Origin of the sequence: Streptomyces sp. NBC_00597 (assembly GCF_041431095.1) — a bacterium.
Classification (GTDB): domain Bacteria; phylum Actinomycetota; class Actinomycetes; order Streptomycetales; family Streptomycetaceae; genus Streptomyces.
The window spans coordinates 1,523,817-1,539,455 of sequence record NZ_CP107757.1 but is presented as its reverse complement, the minus strand read 5'-3'; the positions used below and the strand labels follow the sequence as shown (position 1 = coordinate 1,539,455).

At 73.1% G+C, this 15,639-nt stretch carries 13 protein-coding genes; 3 read left to right on the top strand and 10 right to left on the bottom strand.

Features of this window, described 5'->3' with window-relative positions; genetic code table 11:
* Positions 1–18: 18 nt before the first annotated feature.
* The 10 genes from OG974_RS06580 to OG974_RS06535 form a co-directional block, all read right to left on the bottom strand.
* The gene (locus OG974_RS06580) at positions 19–825 is read right to left on the bottom strand and encodes a glycosyltransferase family A protein (RefSeq protein WP_327281689.1); all 807 of its coding nucleotides are present in this window, start codon (positions 823–825) and stop codon (positions 19–21) included.
* Positions 826–855: 30 nt separating this feature from the next.
* Complete coding sequence (locus OG974_RS06575; protein ID WP_327281687.1) at positions 856–1,977, bottom strand: hypothetical protein; 1,122 nt, start codon at positions 1,975–1,977, stop codon at positions 856–858.
* A 5-nt stretch (positions 1,978–1,982) separates the two neighbouring features.
* Entirely contained in the window at positions 1,983–3,479 is a 1,497-nt protein-coding gene (locus OG974_RS06570) for an oligosaccharide flippase family protein (protein ID WP_329312616.1), read from the bottom strand.
* Positions 3,476–4,213, bottom strand: a complete 738-nt coding sequence (locus OG974_RS06565) for a chain length determinant protein (RefSeq protein WP_371645753.1) — start codon at positions 4,211–4,213, stop codon at positions 3,476–3,478. Before OG974_RS06565 ends, OG974_RS06570 begins: the two co-directional genes overlap by 4 nt.
* Positions 4,214–4,320: 107 nt before the next feature.
* The gene (gene wecB, locus OG974_RS06560) at positions 4,321–5,430 is read right to left on the bottom strand and encodes a non-hydrolyzing UDP-N-acetylglucosamine 2-epimerase (protein ID WP_329312614.1); all 1,110 of its coding nucleotides are present in this window, start codon (positions 5,428–5,430) and stop codon (positions 4,321–4,323) included.
* Between the two features lie 4 nt (positions 5,431–5,434).
* Positions 5,435–6,691, bottom strand: coding sequence for a nucleotide sugar dehydrogenase (locus tag OG974_RS06555; RefSeq protein WP_327281682.1), 1,257 nt, complete (start codon positions 6,689–6,691; stop codon positions 5,435–5,437).
* Positions 6,691–7,473: a WecB/TagA/CpsF family glycosyltransferase gene (locus OG974_RS06550; protein ID WP_371645750.1), complete on the bottom strand. Its 783-nt coding sequence runs from the start codon at positions 7,471–7,473 to the stop codon at positions 6,691–6,693. Before OG974_RS06550 ends, OG974_RS06555 begins: the two co-directional genes overlap by 1 nt.
* A complete protein-coding gene (locus OG974_RS06545) occupies positions 7,470–8,639 on the bottom strand; it encodes a hypothetical protein (RefSeq protein WP_327281680.1) in 1,170 nt (389 codons plus the stop codon). Before OG974_RS06545 ends, OG974_RS06550 begins: the two co-directional genes overlap by 4 nt.
* A gap of 428 nt (positions 8,640–9,067) precedes the next feature.
* Positions 9,068–9,667: an acyltransferase gene (locus OG974_RS06540; protein ID WP_327281679.1), complete on the bottom strand. Its 600-nt coding sequence runs from the start codon at positions 9,665–9,667 to the stop codon at positions 9,068–9,070.
* An 89-nt stretch (positions 9,668–9,756) separates the two neighbouring features.
* Positions 9,757–11,190 carry a hypothetical protein gene (locus tag OG974_RS06535; RefSeq protein ID WP_327285983.1) on the bottom strand — a complete coding sequence of 478 codons (1,434 nt, stop codon included), beginning with the start codon at positions 11,188–11,190 and terminating at the stop codon, positions 9,757–9,759.
* A gap of 329 nt (positions 11,191–11,519) precedes the next feature.
* Between OG974_RS06535 and OG974_RS06530 the strand changes: the two genes are divergently transcribed.
* Genes OG974_RS06530 through OG974_RS06520 form a run of 3 tightly spaced genes read left to right on the top strand, consistent with a single transcriptional unit; the run spans position 11,520 to position 15,510 of the window.
* A complete protein-coding gene (locus tag OG974_RS06530; RefSeq protein WP_371645748.1) occupies positions 11,520–12,944 on the top strand; it encodes a hypothetical protein in 1,425 nt (474 codons plus the stop codon).
* A gap of 38 nt (positions 12,945–12,982) precedes the next feature.
* Complete coding sequence (locus OG974_RS06525; RefSeq protein WP_329312611.1) at positions 12,983–14,272, top strand: MoxR family ATPase; 1,290 nt, start codon at positions 12,983–12,985, stop codon at positions 14,270–14,272.
* Positions 14,269–15,510, top strand: a complete 1,242-nt coding sequence (locus OG974_RS06520; protein ID WP_327281676.1) for a VWA-like domain-containing protein — start codon at positions 14,269–14,271, stop codon at positions 15,508–15,510. Before OG974_RS06525 ends, OG974_RS06520 begins: the two co-directional genes overlap by 4 nt.
* Positions 15,511–15,639: the final 129 nt, after the last annotated feature.

The following is a 15,639-nucleotide window of genomic DNA, read 5'->3' as shown; positions in this document are numbered from 1 at the left end:
GCGGGCGGCCCACCCCCGTCACCCGGAGGGCGCCGGACCGTCCCAGGCGGTGTAGAAGCTCTCCGGGTTGACCAGGTAGCGGACCGTGGGACGGGGCACGTGGTGGACCTCGTGGCGGCGGGCGTAGCGGCGTACGAGTTCCCAGTCCTCGCGCGGCAGCACTTCCGGGGGGCGCCGCAGCCGGCTGAAGTACAGGGACCGGGTGCGGCGCGCGACGAAGGCGTTGGTGTCGAGGAAGGCCTCGTGGGCGGCCCGACGGCGGTCGAACGGCACCGACAGGACGTCCCGTTCGGATCCGTCGGGGAGCACCCGGCGCAGGGCGGTGTACACGGCGTCGGGCCCGCCGCCCGGTTCCAGCACCGCGAGGGCCTGCTCCAGGTGGTCGGGTTCCCACAGGTTGTCGTCGTCCAGGAAGGCCACGTACCGCGAGCGGGTCAGCCGTATCCCCACGTTGCGCACGACCCCGGCCGTGGCCGTGTTGCGGGCCAGAGAGACCGCGAACAACCTGGGATCCGCCGGTAGTTCGGGGAGGCCCGCGCCGTCGTCGACGACGATGACCACCTGATCGGTCACGGTCTGCGCCAAGGCCGAGCGGATGGCCGCGCGCAGCGCGTCGGGGCGCCGGTGAGTGGCGATCACCGTGGCCACCAGGGCGTTCGGCGGGCTGCCCAGCGAGGCGGCGAGCCGGGCGGTCTCCGCGTCCTCGAAGCGGCGCAGCCGCACCGCCGAGGGCGCGAGCAGGACCTTGTTCCTGGCCTCGAAGAGCACCAGCCAGCCGAAGGTCCGCTTGAGCAGCTCCCAGGGGGCCCGGGCGATGCGGCGCATGATGTCCTTCCGTCGTCAGGGGCTCGGTCTTCAGGAGGTGGGCTCGGGGACGACGGGCCGGCCGTCGGACGTGCGGTTGCCGCGCCACACGTTCCCGGCGCCGCCCGCGTTCCAGGCGGTGACATGCCCGTAGACGCCGCCGTTGACGTGGTACTGGGTGGAGAACACGTTGTCCGTGACCTGGATGCCGGTGGCGCCGGGCCCGCCGCCGTAGAGGGCGTACGCTCCGCCGGCCAGCCAGTTGCCGTCCACGACCACGGAGGAGACGCTGCCGGTGTCCGCGAAGAGCCCGACGGCCGCACTGGCGCCCCGGTCCACGGGGACGGGGTTCAGCAAGGTGTTGTGGCGGACGGTCAACCGGCCCTTGTTGCCGCCGCCGCTGATGACGGCGTCGGTGTGCTGCCATTCGCCGCCCTGGTTGCGGAAGGCGACGATGTCGTGCACGTAGTTGTCGTGCAGGTCGCCCTGGCCCATCGACAATGCGTTGCCGAACACCGAGATGTCGCACCAGCCGACCTCGATCGAGCTGACGCCCATGTTGGAGACCGCGTAGTCGACTCCGCCGTTGTCCGGACCCTTGCCCGGTACGGCGGTGATGGTGGTGTGCAGCACCCGCAGGCCGCTGTATCCGGGGCGCAGGTTGATCCCCCACCAGTTCGTGGAGGTGATCCGGCTGTCGATGATCGTGACGTCGTTGGCGTAGACGTCGAGCGAACCGCGGATGTCCCAGCCCTTGATGACCGTGCCGTCGGTCTTCACGGACATGTTGCCCGTGTCGTGCCGTTCCAGCCCGGTCCGCGGGCCGGTGGTGCGCGCGTCGGGGAACCCGCAGGCGCCGGGCGAGGAGCAGGGGCCCGTGGGGGGCGCCCCGCTCGTCCCCGGCGAGGGCGTGGAGGAGGGGGAGGGCGGTGCCGGGCTCCCGGAGGGGCTCGGGCTGCCCGGAGCGGACGGAGCAGCGGAGGACGAGGGCATGGGCGCGGGGTGCGGTCCGGGGCGGTGGCCGGGCTCGGGGCACTGCAAGGCGCTGTCCGGGCACGGCCCGGCCGACGCCTCCCCCACGCCGGTCCGGTCGGCCTCGTACAGGGCCAGTACGACGGCCAGGACGAGCCCTGCCAGCAGCCAGGCCCTCAGGCGCCTTCGGTCGCGTGCCACTGCGGCTACCCCTCTGCCTGCGGGGAACCGCGCAGGAAGCCGCGGCTGGGCAGGACGCACAGGACGTAGCAGAGGGTTCCGGCGGCTCCCGTCGCGAGGAGCGCGAGCACCCCGTCACCGAGGAGCCGCTCCAGGCCGAGGACCACGGCGGCCATCACGGCGCCGCCGAGGAACGGCCAGGCGCAGGCCCGCGCCACGGTCCCCAGCCCGACGCCGCCGCGGTGCAGCGCGACGAGGAACACCGGCACCACGACGGCGCAGGCGACCAGGACGTGCCCCTGGGCCACGCCCACGATCCCGCCGGCCCCCGCACCGATCACCAGCACGGGGATCAGGATGACGAGCCAGAGCCCCTGGACGCCGATGAGGGAGCGGCGCCGCCCGATGGCCACCAGACAGTCGTAGGCAAGTTCGCAGCCGATCCGGACCAGGCCGAGCGCCATCAGCCAGGGCAGCGCAGCGGCCGCGGGCAGCCAGCGGTCCCCGTACACGAGCCCGATGATCGGAGAGGCGAGGGCGGCCAGCAGGACGCAGAGCGGGACGGTGCCGGTCATCACCACGCCCAGGGCGCGCCCGAACCCGCCGGCCAGTGCCCGCGGCGAGTCGGCCAGCCGGGAGAACCCGGCGAACGAGACCCGGCGGGCCGCCTCGGAGATGATCCGCACGGGCCAGCCGGAGATGTTGAAGGCGAGCACGTAGAAGCCGAGGGCCAGCTGGTCGAGGGCGGAGCCCACCACCATCGTGTCCACGTTGACGACGCCGAGGGCCAGCATGCTGGCCCCGGCGAGGGGGAGTCCGAACCGCAGTAGCGCCCGGGCCTGCTCCCGGTCCCAGCCGAACCTCAGCGTGCCGGGCGCGGCGAGGCAGCATCCGGCGAGGGCGGCCGCGTTGCCGGCGACGGAGCCCCAGGCGAAGCTCATCGCGCCCCGTCCCTCGACGGCCAGCAGCAGGGTCACGCTCGTGCTGAGGACGAAGTTGACGGCGTCGATGGCCATCCGCCGGCCCTGGGCGAACTCCCGGGTGAGGAACCCGGCGGGCACCTGCGAGAGCCCGTCGAGGACCACGCACACGCACATCACCCGCAGGATGCCGGAGGCTTCGGGCGAGCCGAGCACCCGGGCCACCGCCGGGGCCGCCGTGAACAGGACGGCGTACAGCAGGAGGCTGGAGGAGACGCTCAGCGTGAGCACGGTCGGGGCGAAGCGGCGCGGGTCGCCCTCCCAGCGCACGATGGCGAGGGAGACGCCGAGCTCGTTCGCGGAGAGCAGGACCAGCAGCACCGTCTGGGCGATCCCGTACACGCCCCAGGCCTCGGGACCGAGGAAGAAGCGGGCGAGGACGATGCCGGTGACGAAGTTGCCGAGCCGCATGACCACGGTGTTGACCAGGCTCCACCGGGCGGCGGAGCCGACCTTGCGGCTCAGCGACGGCGCCTCGGGCGGGGCCTGGACACCGGCGCCGGTCCCGGTCGCGGTCCCCGTTCCGGTCCCCGGGCCGGTCACGGCGATCCGGCGGAGGCCCGGGCGGTACGGGGGGTGCCCGCCCCGGAGTCCGCGGCGTCGGGCAGGGCGGCGGGCCCGGCCGGTTCGGGTGTCGCCGCCTCGGACGGGGCGGGCCGGTGCCGGCCCGGCTTGTCCGACCTGCGGCGCCGGGCCTCCACGAAGAAGGTCGCCACCAGGCTGAGTACGAAGCCCAGCGCCCCAGCCATGATCAGGTATTGCAGCCGGGTCTTGGTCTGCGCCTCCGGCTTTTGCGGCGGGACGATCGTCGCCATGCGGATCATGGCCTCCGGAGTCACCGACTGCTGGGCCTGGAACTCCTGGAGCCGCTTCTCGGCGTAGGCGGTGAAGACCTGGTCCGACTTCAGGACGGCGGCCGGATCGGTCCCGGTGACGCTCAGCCACATGAAGGGCCCCTGGGCGTTGTCGGCGATCTTCGCCTCGTACTCCTGCCTGACGCCCTGGGACTTGAGGTCGGCCCGGGAGTCGTCGGAGTTGAGGTTGCGGGCCAGGCCGTCGGCCATGCCGGTGAGCGAGGCCTGGGTGCTCAGGAAGGGGTTGCCGTCGAAGGCCACCGTGGCCTTCTTCGAGTTCAGGAGCGTCACCGTGCTCTGCGACCGGTACTCCACCGGGACCAGCAGGTAGACGCCTGCGACGAGCGCGGCCGTGAGCAGCAGACCGGGCAGCAGCACGTACCAGCGCCTGCGCATGACCCGCCAGATCTCCGCGAGATCCATGGTCTTCCCCCTCGCGGCGGCGTCGTGTCCTGCACGCGCCGCCGCTCATTCATTGCGGTGATTAGGGTTGTTGCTTGCGTTCTTGCGTTCTTGCTTCGTCGCCGGTGCTACGGGGCGAGGTCGGTGGGCCGCGGCCGGCTCCGCGCGGTCCCGCCGTCCAGCAGGACCCCGGCGATCCGCTCGCTCGCGCGACCGTCCCACAGCGCGGGGCAGCGCGGAGCCGGCGGATCGTCGAGAACCCGGTTCACCGTGGCCGTGATGCGCTCCGGATCGGTGCCCGCCAGTACGTTCGTGCCCTCCTCGACGGTGATGGGCCGCTCGGTGTTCTCCCGCAGCGTCACGCAAGGCACACCGAGCGCGGTGGTCTCCTCCTGGACGCCCCCGGAGTCGGTGAGCACGACGCGGGCGGAGTCCTGCAGGGCGATGAAGTCCAGGTACCCGGCGGCCGGGACCATCCGGATCCCGCCGGGGACCCCGATCTCGGCCAGCCGCTCCGCCGCCCGCGGGTGCACGGGCAGCAGCAGCGGACAGCGGTCGGAGATCTCACCCAGCGCCTTCAGCAGTCCGCGCAGCGCCGCAGGGTCGTCCACGTTGGCCGGCCGGTGCAGGGTGACCAGGCCGTATCCGCCCCGGGCGAGCCCGTACCGGTCCAGGACGTCCGAGGCCCTGGCCCGGTCGAGGTTGGCGAACAGGGTGTCGATCATGACGTTGCCGACGACGTGGATCTGGTCCTCCCGGTACCCCTCCGACCGCAGGTTCGCGGCGGCGTCGGGCGAGGGCGCCAGCAGGTAGTCGCTGACCCGGTCGGTGGCGACCCGGTTGACCTCCTCCGGCATGCTCCAGTCCCGGCTCCGCAGCCCGGCCTCCACGTGGGCCAGCAGTGGGCCGGCCTTCGCGGTGACCAGGGCGCAGGCCAGTGTGGAGTTGATGTCGCCGACCACCACCACCGCGTCCGGGGCCAGTTCGTCGACCAGCGGCTCGAAGGCCGCCATCACCCGGCCGGTCTGCTGGGCGTGGGTGCCGGACCCGGCGCCCAGGTACCGGTCCGGGGGACGGATGCCGAGGTCGCGGAAGAACACGTCGTTCATGGACTCGTCGTAGTGCTGCCCGGTGTGGACGAGGACCACCTCGGCGCCGCGGCGCTCCAGCGCGTCCATCACCGGTTTGATCTTCATGTAGTTGGGCCGTGCTCCGGCCACGCAGATGATCCTGGGCATGGTGTCAGAGCACCTCCACGGTGGGACCGGAGAGCCGGTTGCGGCAGTCGAGCACGAAGGAGGCGTGCTCGGTCACCATCGCGTAGTCGAAGGAGTCGTGATCGGTGAGCAGGACGACCACGTCGGCCGCGGCCAGCTCCTTGCGGGTCGGTTCGACCCGTACGAGGCGGGAGTCGACCTTGATGCCCTCCACCACGTGGGGGTCGGCCGCGCGCACCTTGGCGCCCATGTCCAGGAGCAGTTGCGAGACGCGGACCGCCGGCGATTCCCGGGCGTCGCCGGTGTTCTTCTTGTACGCGAGCCCGAGCAGCAGGATCTTGGATCCGTTGACCGAGCGGCGCTTCGTGTTGAGGGCGTCCATCACGCGGCGCGCCACGTACTCGGGCATGTGGCTGTTGATGTCGTTGGCCAGCTCGACGAAGCGGAAGCTCTGGCCGAGCTCGCGCTGGACCCGCCAGGACAGGTACGACGGGTCGATCGGCAGGCAGTGGCCGCCGACCCCGGGGCCCGGGGTGAACTTCATGAAGCCGAACGGCTTGCTGGAGGCCGCCTCGATGGTCTGCCACACGTCGATGTCGAGGTGGCGGGCGAACATGGCTATCTCGTTGACGAGGGCGATGTTCACGTGCCGGAAGGTGTTCTCCAGCAGCTTCGCCAGTTCGGCTTCCTTGGGGGAGCGCACCGGCACCGTCTTGTCGACGAGTTGCGCGTAGAAGGACTCCACGGCCTTGAGCGAGCCGGCGTCCACGCCCGAGACGACCTTGGGCGTCTGCTGGAATCCCCAGACGGTGTTGCCCGGGTCGATGCGCTCGGGGCTGTAGCCGAGGTGGAAGTCGACACCGGCGGTGAGGCCCGAGCCGTCTTCCAGGATCGGGCCGAACAGCTCCTCGGTGGTGCCCGGGTAGGTGGTGGATTCCAGGACGACGGTCGCACCGGGCCGCAGGAAGCGGGCCAGCGTGTGCGCCGACTCCTCGATGTAGCGCAGGTCGGGGGCACCGTCCTGTAACGGGGTCGGGACCGTGACGACCGCGACGTCGAAGCCGCCGCAGTCGCGGGCGAGTTCACTGGCCGCGTAGGAGCCGCGCTCCAGTGCCCGGGCCAGCCGTTCGGAGGAGACGTCCTCCACGTACGACTCGCCGGCGGCAAGGCTCTTGACCCGCCGGGCGTCCACGTCGTACCCGATCACTTGGTGTCCGACCTCGGCGGCCCTGATGGCCAGCGGGAGACCGACGTATCCCTGTCCCACGACGACGACGCGCATCAGTGACTCCTGTTCGCGGAACCGGCAGACGGTGTACGGCGGATGAGTTCCCGCACCGTCATGAGGAGGAAGGCGGTGTTGGTGGTGAGGTAGCGCTTGCCGAGGCGGCGCGGCTCCTGGAGGGTGCGGTAGAACCATTCGAGGCCCATGCGCTGCCAGACGGCGGGGGCCCGCTTGGTGATGCCGGCCAGGATGTCGAAGGAGCCGCCGACGCCGTGCACCACGTGGGCGCCGGTGCGCTTGCCGTAGCCGGCGGTGAAGATCTCCTTCTTGGGCGAGGTCATGCCGAGGAACAGCAGCTGGGCACCGCTCTGCGCGACGGCGTCGGCGATCGCGCCCTGGTCGGCGTCGTCGAAGTAGCCGTTGCGGCTGCCGGCCACGCGCAGGGCGGGGAAGCGCTCGGCGATCCGGCCGAGCATCAGGTCCAGTACGTCCTGTCGGGCGCCGAGCAGGTAGACGGGGACGTCCGCGGTTTCGGCGGCGGCCAGCAGCCGCATGAACAGGTCGATTCCCGCGACCCGTTCGGGTAGCCGTACGCCGAGGACCCGGCCGGCCCACACCACGGCCTGGCCGTCGGCCAGGACGAGGTCGCAGCCGGAGACGGCCGCCGCGAGGCGCGGGTCGCGGCGCATGTTGACCAGCTTGGCGGCGTTGACCATGCCGATCTCGATCTGTTCGCCACGCCGTACCGCCTCCAGGCAGCGCTGCACGGTCTCGTCCATGGTCAGGGCGTCGAGGCCGACCCCGAACAGGGTCTGGCGGGTCGGTGGTCGCACGGTCATCTCCGCGGCCCCCCGAGCCAGGCGTGGAGCAGCCAGCCGAACTCGTACGGGCGGCACTCGCGGTCGATCACGACGGGGCGGAACAACCGGTCGAGCGGGGCGAGTCGGACCTGCGGGGCCACCTTGGTGGTGAGGCCGCGGGCGGCACGGACGGCCTTGGCGGGGTCGCCGCGGTAGACCTTGCGCCAGGTGACGCCGTACTTTTCGAGGATCATCGGCTCGCGCGGGGTCCCGTCGGGCCCGCTGATCTCGGGCACGTCCGTCATCCAGCGCAGCCCCCGGCGGATGGCGGCGCCGAAGTCGGTGCCGCCCGCGTCGGCGAGGTCGAAGAGCGCCGTCGGGGCCATGGCGTGCTGGTGCACGCTGTAGACGGGGTAGCCCTCCACGACGCCGCCCGTGCGGGCGTCGTAGTGCCACCACCACTGTCCGCCGTCTCCTTGCAGTGCACAGATCCGCGCGGCGCAGGCGTCGGCGGCCGCGAGGGCCTCCGGGTCGGTGCCGCTCGCGTGCAGCCGGGCCAGCGCCTGCAGGGGATAGGTCTGGTCGGCGAAGCAGGCCACGTGCGAGCGGTATCCGGGGACCAGCCCCGGCCCGGTGGCGTGCGGGAACAGCGGACCGCCCTCCGTCCTGGCCGCGAGGAGGCGGTCTCGGGCCGCTGCCAGGCGGTCCTCCACGTCCACCGCGGTACGGGCCGCGGTCAGGGCGGAGAGCACCCAGGCCGCCTCGACGGTGTACTGCGGCCGTCCGGGGACGTCCAGTGCGGTCACCCGGGCGAGGGCGTCCGCCAGCTTGGGGTGGCCGGTCTCGGCGGCGGCCCAGGCGATCAGCGCCGCGTCACCGAGGTTGGTCACCGCAGGCAGCTGTTCCACCAGCAGGCCCGTGTACTCCTCGACGGTGTGTCCGCCGAACAGCGGGCGTTGCCGGTCCTCGGGCAGGAACCGCGCGCCCAGCGCGGTGATGGCGGCGTACCGGGTGCTGGTTCCGCGGGCCTCGGTACGGCGGACGCCGTCGGAGGCGACCGTACCCACCCGGGTGAAGACGAAGGTGTCGGCGCCCGGCAGGTACATCTCGGGCAGTCCCGCCTCGGCCAGCGCGAGCAGTCGCTCGGCGAGCGCGTGCAGCGACGGTTCCTCGTGGGCCAGTGCCTCTAATCGTGTGGTGTTCACCGGGTCCCCACCCCGGTTCCCCGTGTGCTGCGCGCACCTCGTATGTTCGAGCTGTACGGCTCCAACACACCTACCCCCTCTGATCGCTCCTCGGACTGACCTGGCGGTCGTCGTTCCGCGGAGGGGACTGCGCATGACGGCGCGCGTGCCGGCGGTGTGGTTCCCCCGATGGCACGAACCGTCCGGGGCCGCCCACTGGAACCCCCCAGCGATGCCCCGGACCTGAGCACGCGCGAACGGCAGCGTCGGGCGGGCGCGTTTTGCGCCTGTCCGTCACCTGGTCCGCGATGCCCTCGTCGTGTACAACCCCCCACTGAACAAAGCCTGTTGCCTGCTCAGATCCCGTGTACAGGGACAAGGTATGCCCAAGGGTGTTCGTTGATTGCGGTTTTGAGGAAATGCCGCTGACTCAAATTGCCGACGTACCGTCAGCTCCGTTCCAGCAGGCTTCCGTCCTTCTCGTCGTGCACCGCGCCGGTGCGCGGGCACTCCCACACGCCCGGCTCGCCCTCGCGTTCCACCAGGCGGACGCCGGCCCGGCCCACCCATCCGATCCGGCGCGCCGGTACGCCTGCGACCAGTGCGAAGTCCGCTACGTCCCGGGACACGACCGCGCCGGCCGCGACCAGGGCCCACCGCCCGATGCGCACCCCGGCCACGCACACCGACCGGGCTCCCAGCGAAGCCCCCTCGGCCACCACGACGCCGGCGGCCTCCCAGTCGCCGCCGCGCTTGAGCTTGCCGTCCGGGTCGACCGCCCGCGGGTAGAAGTCGTTGGTGAGGACTGCGGCCGGACCGATGAACACGCCGTCGCCGAGTACGGCGGGCTCGTAGACCAGGGCGTGGTTCTGGAGCTTCACGTTGTCGCCGATCCGTACGCCCGGCCCCACGTACGCCCCCCGCCCGACGATGCAGTCGCGGCCGAGCCGCGCGTCCTCCCGTACCTGCGCCAGATCCCAGATCGTGGTCCCTTCCCCGAGTTCGGCGCTCTCGTCGACCTGGGAGGAGGGTTGAATTCGGATGCTCACGCGGCGGTCCCCTTACGGCTTGAGGTACGGACGTAAGGGGGGAGCATATGCGTGGCGCGGCCGGCCCACCCGGGAGATCAACCGACTGTTCACGCACCGGACTTGGGGTGGACGACGAGGCTGCCGTACGCCGACAGGGCCGCGGCCGGGTCGGCTGCGCCGCCCGGGTCGTCGCGGAGGGTGCGGTCGAGGAAGGCGATGCTCGCGGCGGCGGTGATGCGCGGGCCCTCCGTGCGGTCCAGGGAGCCGACGAGTGAGGGGAGGGGCGGCAGGTAGAGCGGGGCGTCGGTGAAGGTGAGGTGTGCGGTACCGGGGACGGTGAGGCGGTAGCTCGTCGCACTGCTGAGACCGAGGACACGGGTGAGGCGCGGGAGATAGTCCGGGTCGGTGTTCGGGCCGACGGCTTGGGTGAGCGCGAGCACCGGCTGGCGGAAGGGCTGCGGGTCCGGATCGTGGGGGAAGCCGTCCAGGTCGATGACGGCGGCGAACCCGGGGTCCTGGCGGGCCGCCTGCAGGGCCGCGCCGCCGCCGAGGGAGTGGCCGGCCGCCGCGACGCGTCCGGTGTCGAGGTGCCCGGCGAGCGGACCGGCGATCTCGCCGCTCTGGACGCGCCCCAACTGGGCCCGCACGAAGCGGAGATCAGCGGCGCGGACGGCAGTCCACCCGGCCGCCCGCTTCTCGTCCTCGGCGTCGTCGCCCGTCGCCGAGACCTCCGTACGGACCGTGCGTCCGTCGGCGAGTACGACCGCGGCCGAGTCGTAGGGGTGGTCGAGGCCGACGACGACGTAGCCGTGGCTCGCCAGCTCCTGCGCCCAGGCCGTGTTCTGGGTCCGTACCCCGCCCAGCCCGGGGGAGAACAGCACGACGGGGAAGCGCTCCCCGTCGCCGGCCCCGTCGCCGGCCACCGCAGCGTCGTACACCGCGTGCGTCCGGGCGCGCGGCAGGCCGTCCAGCAGCATGGCGGGAAGCCCGGCGTAGTTCGCGAGCGCGCCGGAGACCACGCGCGCCTCGTGTTCCGTGCGTCCGAGGTACGGGGCGCGCCGACTGCCCGCGGGGGCCTGGTGGGCGGGGTACCAGAACTGGGCGACGACCGTACGGCGGTCATCCGGTGCGGGGGTGGCGGTCTCGGGGCGCTGGGGGTCGGTCAGCTCCAGTACGTGGGTGCCGACCGCGAACCGGCCGGACGGCTCGGGGAACACCGGCGTGGGCAGCGCCCAGGCCGCCGCCGGCCCGGCGGCGATCAGGGCGAGGCACACCACCGAAGCCGGCAGCGCCAGCCACCACGGAGCCCTGCGCGTGCGCTGCCGCAGCAGCGGCGAAAGCGCGAACGGGAGGGCGACGGCCGCGCCGACCAGCACCGGCACCATCTGCCACCGCATCCCGAGCACGCCGAGCGCGGCCCCCGACAGCGCGACGACGGCCGGCGCGGCGAAGGTGAGGGGCCGCCGCGGGCGCGGCGGAAGCCACCGCGCCAGGACCAGCGCGACGGCGCCGAGCACCAAAAGCCATTCCCACGGGTTCATCACCTTCACGTCGCCATGGTCGGGGCCCGCCCGGCCGGTGGCATCACCCCCGGGTCGGGTCGCTCCTGCGACCTGAGTCGGATTTCTTTTGTCATATGCCTGTCGCGTTGCGCGTATCCGCGCATATGGTGTTGCTCCGGACCATCCCGGGCACACGGCCCTCCCGCACTCCCCACGGGAGGGCCGTAGCGCGTCACGCAGTCGACGGCAGGGAACTCCGCTGCCTGGAAAACCGGCTCGCGGATCAGGTCGGGGGTTCGTATGATCACCGCGATGACGACTCCTTCCCCTCACAGATCGGGGGTCCCGTCCGCGCAAGGTGAGTGCTGATGACCACTCACACCGCGAACGGGGATTCCCGCCTTGCCCTCTGGCTGCGCGTGCGCGAGTTCGCCGTGCCGCCGTCCATGATCGAGACTGCGACCGCCCGCCGCCTTGCCGGGGACTGGGCCGCGGCATGCGCCGCCGCAGGCATCGACGTCGATTTCGATCTGCGTTCCGTGGCACGTACCCACGGGCGCGAACTCGCCGCCCTGCTCCGGGCCGACCTCCGCCACCTGGCTCCCGACCTGCTGCGCTGGCACATGCCGAGGATCGCCCCGAACGGACTGCTGCGCCCGGGCCTGACCCTCACCTTGGCCCGGTACGACCCCGCGGGGCGCGACGACGCGCGCCCGCTGCACCTGGTGGCGCGGACTCCGCCGGCGTGGGCGGACGCCGGTCAGAGGATCAGTCTCGCGCTGTGGGACGGATCCCGTGACGAGCCCGCCGCCCGCCGCCATCCGCACCCCCGTCCCAACCCCCGGTTCCGCCTCGACCTGCACCGCCACCTCTGGGACGCGCGCCGGACCGAGGAGCTCCGGATCCGCTGCGGGGCCGGTCCGCGCCCCGTCGCAGGCATCCCCGCGCCGGACCCGGCCCTGTTCGGGCTCGTGCCGCAGGGGCGTCGCTGCGCCGTGGACCGCTGGGCGGCCGAGGCGGGGATCCTGATCCGGGCGGAAGGGCTGTCCACCCGGACCGTCACCGTACGGCTCGGCTCCCGGCAGCGGCTGGACCTGGACTTCGTCGCGGACGGGGACGGCAGCGGGGCGCCCGCCGTTCGGATCGCTGCGGCGTCCGCCGCTGCACGTGCCGCGCCGCCCCCGGTCCTGCCCGACGCGGCGACCTGGGAACTGCCCGACCTGGAGCTGGTCCGCACCGGTTCGATCGACCCCGCTCGACTGCACCCGCTGGTCGCGGCGGCACTCGTACCGGATCACGCGCCGACCGGAGCCCGGCCGACTCCGGACCGGCCGGGTCAACGGCAACCGCACCCTGTCGACTGCCGCGGAGCCCGGCACCGGATCGGCCTGGTCGACGGGGTGCTGGCCCCGCTCGACCACGACCCGGCCGAGATCCGGCGGGAGGAACTGCTGGTTGCCCTGTCCGGCACCCCGCTGCCCTGCCTCCAGGCGATCGACGAGGCGCACCGCCGCCCGGAATGCCTCGCCGGCGTGCGCGAACGCCTCGACCACGGCGACACGGCCGGCGCGCTGGCCGTCGTCGAGGGCCTGCTGGGTCCCGACGCACTGCTGCGCGACGGCGCCCTGCGGGACGAACTGGAGGCGGCCGCGCTGCGCCGCATCACGTACGGGCTGTTCAGGGCGGACCTGGTCGGTCCCGGCACCCGTCCCAGACCGGGTGATCTGCTCCCGGGCGCCCGCACTGCGCCTCGTCGGGACCGCTCACGCCCGCGCCACACCACCGCTCGCTGAACCGCGAGCGACCTGCGAACCCGAAAAGGTGATCACACATGCCCTCACATGCCTCGTTTGCCCCGCTTACTGCTCCCGACTCTCCCGACTCTCCCACCGCCCCCGGCACCCCCGGCACCGCCTCCCAACTCGACGTCGCCGGCGCGTTGCTGGCCCTGCTCCGGGACACCACCACCGAACCGCGCCCCGACGGCCAACTGGAGGCCCTGACCCTGGCTGTAGCCGCTGACCTGCCCGTACTGCTGTGGGGCGAGCCGGGGATCGGCAAGACCGCCGCCCTGACGCAGCTTGCGGCGTCCCTGGACCTGCCGCTGACCACCGTGATCGCCAGCGTGCACGAGCCGTCGGACTTCTCGGGCCTGCCCGTCATCGGGGACGACCCTGCGGAACAGGGTGTCCCGATGGCCCCGCCGGACTGGGCCGTACGACTGGTACGAGCCGGCCGGGGGCTGCTGTTCTTGGACGAGCTGTCCACCGCGCCGCCGGCCGTGCAGGCCGCTCTGCTGCGCCTCGTGCTCGAACGGCGGATCGGGGCGCTGCAGTTGCCGCCCGGCGTGCGGATCGTGGCCGCCGCCAACCCGCGGTCCTCGGCGGCCGACGGCTGGGAGCTGAGTCCGCCGCTGGCCAACCGGTTCGTCCACCTCCAGTGGACGCACGACCACGACGTCGTGGTACGCGGCCTCGGCGGGACATGGCCCCGGGCCACACTGCCGCGGCTCGACCCGGAAAGGCTGCCGGCCGCCGTGGACTTCGCCCGTCGCGCGGTGTGCGGACTGCTCGCCGCCCGCCCCGCGCTCGTACACCGGCTTCCCAGCGGTGAAGCCCGCCGGGGCGGCCCCTGGCCGTCGCCGCGGAGCTGGGAGATGACCCTGCACCTGATCGCCTTCGCGACCGCGGCGGGCTCCTCGCGGGACGTACTCTCCCTGCTGGTCAGGGGCACCGTCGGGGACGGCCCCGGCCTGGAACTGCTGGCGGGCCTGGACCGGATGGACCTCCCGGACCCCGAGGACCTGCTCGCCGATCCGGCCGCCGCCGCGTTGCCCGAACGGGGCGACCTGCGCCAGGCCGTGCTCGACGGCGTGGTGGAAGCGGTCCGCAAACGCCCGGAGCAGGCGCGCTGGGACGCGGCGTGGGCGCTCATGGTGCGGGCGCTGGAGACGGGGGCCCCGGACCTGGTGGTCGTGCCGGCGACCGCGCTGGCCTCACTGCGCCGCGCGGAGTGGGACGTACCGGCGGAGATCGAGGGGCTCGCCGGTGCGGTGTCGCTGTCCCTGCGGGCGGACCGGGCGACGGCGCGCGCCGCAGCGGCCACGCGGGGCGGCCGATGACCGGGGGACCCGAGGGGGCACTGGACCTCGACAAGCTGTTCGCCGCCCGACTCCACGCCGCCCGGGTCCGGCCGTACCTGGCGACGGCGTTGTTCGCCCTGCACGTCGTGGAGTCGCGGCGGGTCCCGACGATGGCCGTCGACCGGCACTGGCGGTGTTACGCATCGCCGTCGTTCGTGGAGCGGACGTCGGTGGAGGAGCTGGCCGGAGTGTGGGTGCACGAGGTGTCGCACCTGCTGCGCGACCACCACGGGCGCGGCGACCGGGTGGCCCGGGAGCGAGGGCTGCACGGGCCGGGGGAACGGCTGCGGATGAACATCGCGGCGGACTTCGAGATCAACGACGACGTGTTCGGAGACGGGCTGGTCCACCCCGCCGGCGCCGTCCGGCCGACCGATGTGGGGCTGCCCGAAGGGCAGCTCATGGAGGACTACCTGCGCCAGTTCGGGCTCGGACCGCGTACGCAGCACATGGCCTGGCTGGACTGCGGCAGCGGCGCCGACGGGCTGGAACGGGAGTGGGACCTCGGGGAGGACGGTGCGCACGGGCTGACTGAACAGGAACGGGACGCGGTGCGCTTCCGGGTGGCGCAGGGCATCACCGGGCGTCCTGGAAGCACCCCCAGCGGGTGGAAGCGGTGGGCGGAGGAGGCGTTCCATCCGCCGCAGCCGTGGCGGGTGTTGCTGGGAGCGGCGGTCCGTTCGGCGACTTCCGGCTCGGGTGCGGGCGAGGACTACTCGTACGGCCGCCCGTCACGGCGCTCGGCGGGGGTGCCGGGTGTCGTGCTGCCGAGCCTGCGGCGCAGGCCGCCCCGGGTCTCGGTGGTCATCGACACCTCGGCGTCGGTCAGCGATGCGGAGCTGGGCAGTGCGCTGCTCGAAGTCGCCGCGATCTCCCGCGCGGTGGGCGGCCGGCGGGACCTGGTCACGGTGGTGCCGTGTGACGCGGCGGCCCGGATCGCGCACCCGCTGTGCCGCGCCGAGGGGATACCGCTGCTGGGCGGCGGCGGTACGGATCTGCGTACGGGCTTCGCCACGGCGCTCCGGGCGGGGGCCCGGCCGGACGTCATCGTGGTCCTGACCGACGGCCAGACGGCCTGGCCGGCCACCCGGCCGCCGTGCCGGACGGTGATCGGCCTGTTTCCCGGACGACGTGCGTCCCGGTCATGGGACGAGGGCGATCCCGACTACGTACCGGACACGCCGCCCGCCTGGGCCCGCGTGGTCGACATCGGGTAGGGCTCCGGGCCGGTCCGCGAGTCGTCCGCGTGTCCTTGCCGTGCGCGTGTCCTCGCCCGTCGGGGGAACACGCCGCGCGCTCCGATCGTCTACAGTTCCGTAGACCGTCTACGGAGCTGTAGTCGGCCG

Bases quoted from the DNA above. Each gene is read 5' to 3' on its own strand.
- OG974_RS06580 (WP_327281689.1), bottom strand. From the start codon at position 825: ATGCGCCGCATCGCCCGGGCCCCCTGGGAGCTGCTCAAGCGGACCTTC.
- OG974_RS06565 (WP_371645753.1), bottom strand. From the start codon at position 4,213: ATGGATCTCGCGGAGATCTGGCGGGTCATGCGCAGGCGCTGGTACGTG.
- wecB (WP_329312614.1), bottom strand. From the start codon at position 5,430: ATGCCCAGGATCATCTGCGTGGCCGGAGCACGGCCCAACTACATGAAG.
- OG974_RS06555 (WP_327281682.1), bottom strand. From the start codon at position 6,691: ATGCGCGTCGTCGTCGTGGGACAGGGATACGTCGGTCTCCCGCTGGCC.
- OG974_RS06550 (WP_371645750.1), bottom strand. From the start codon at position 7,473: ATGACCGTGCGACCACCGACCCGCCAGACCCTGTTCGGGGTCGGCCTC.
- OG974_RS06535 (WP_327285983.1), bottom strand. From the start codon at position 11,190: ATGAACCCGTGGGAATGGCTTTTGGTGCTCGGCGCCGTCGCGCTGGTC.
- OG974_RS06530 (WP_371645748.1), top strand. From the start codon at position 11,520: ATGACCACTCACACCGCGAACGGGGATTCCCGCCTTGCCCTCTGGCTG.
- OG974_RS06525 (WP_329312611.1), top strand. From the start codon at position 12,983: ATGCCCTCACATGCCTCGTTTGCCCCGCTTACTGCTCCCGACTCTCCC.
- OG974_RS06520 (WP_327281676.1), top strand. From the start codon at position 14,269: ATGACCGGGGGACCCGAGGGGGCACTGGACCTCGACAAGCTGTTCGCC.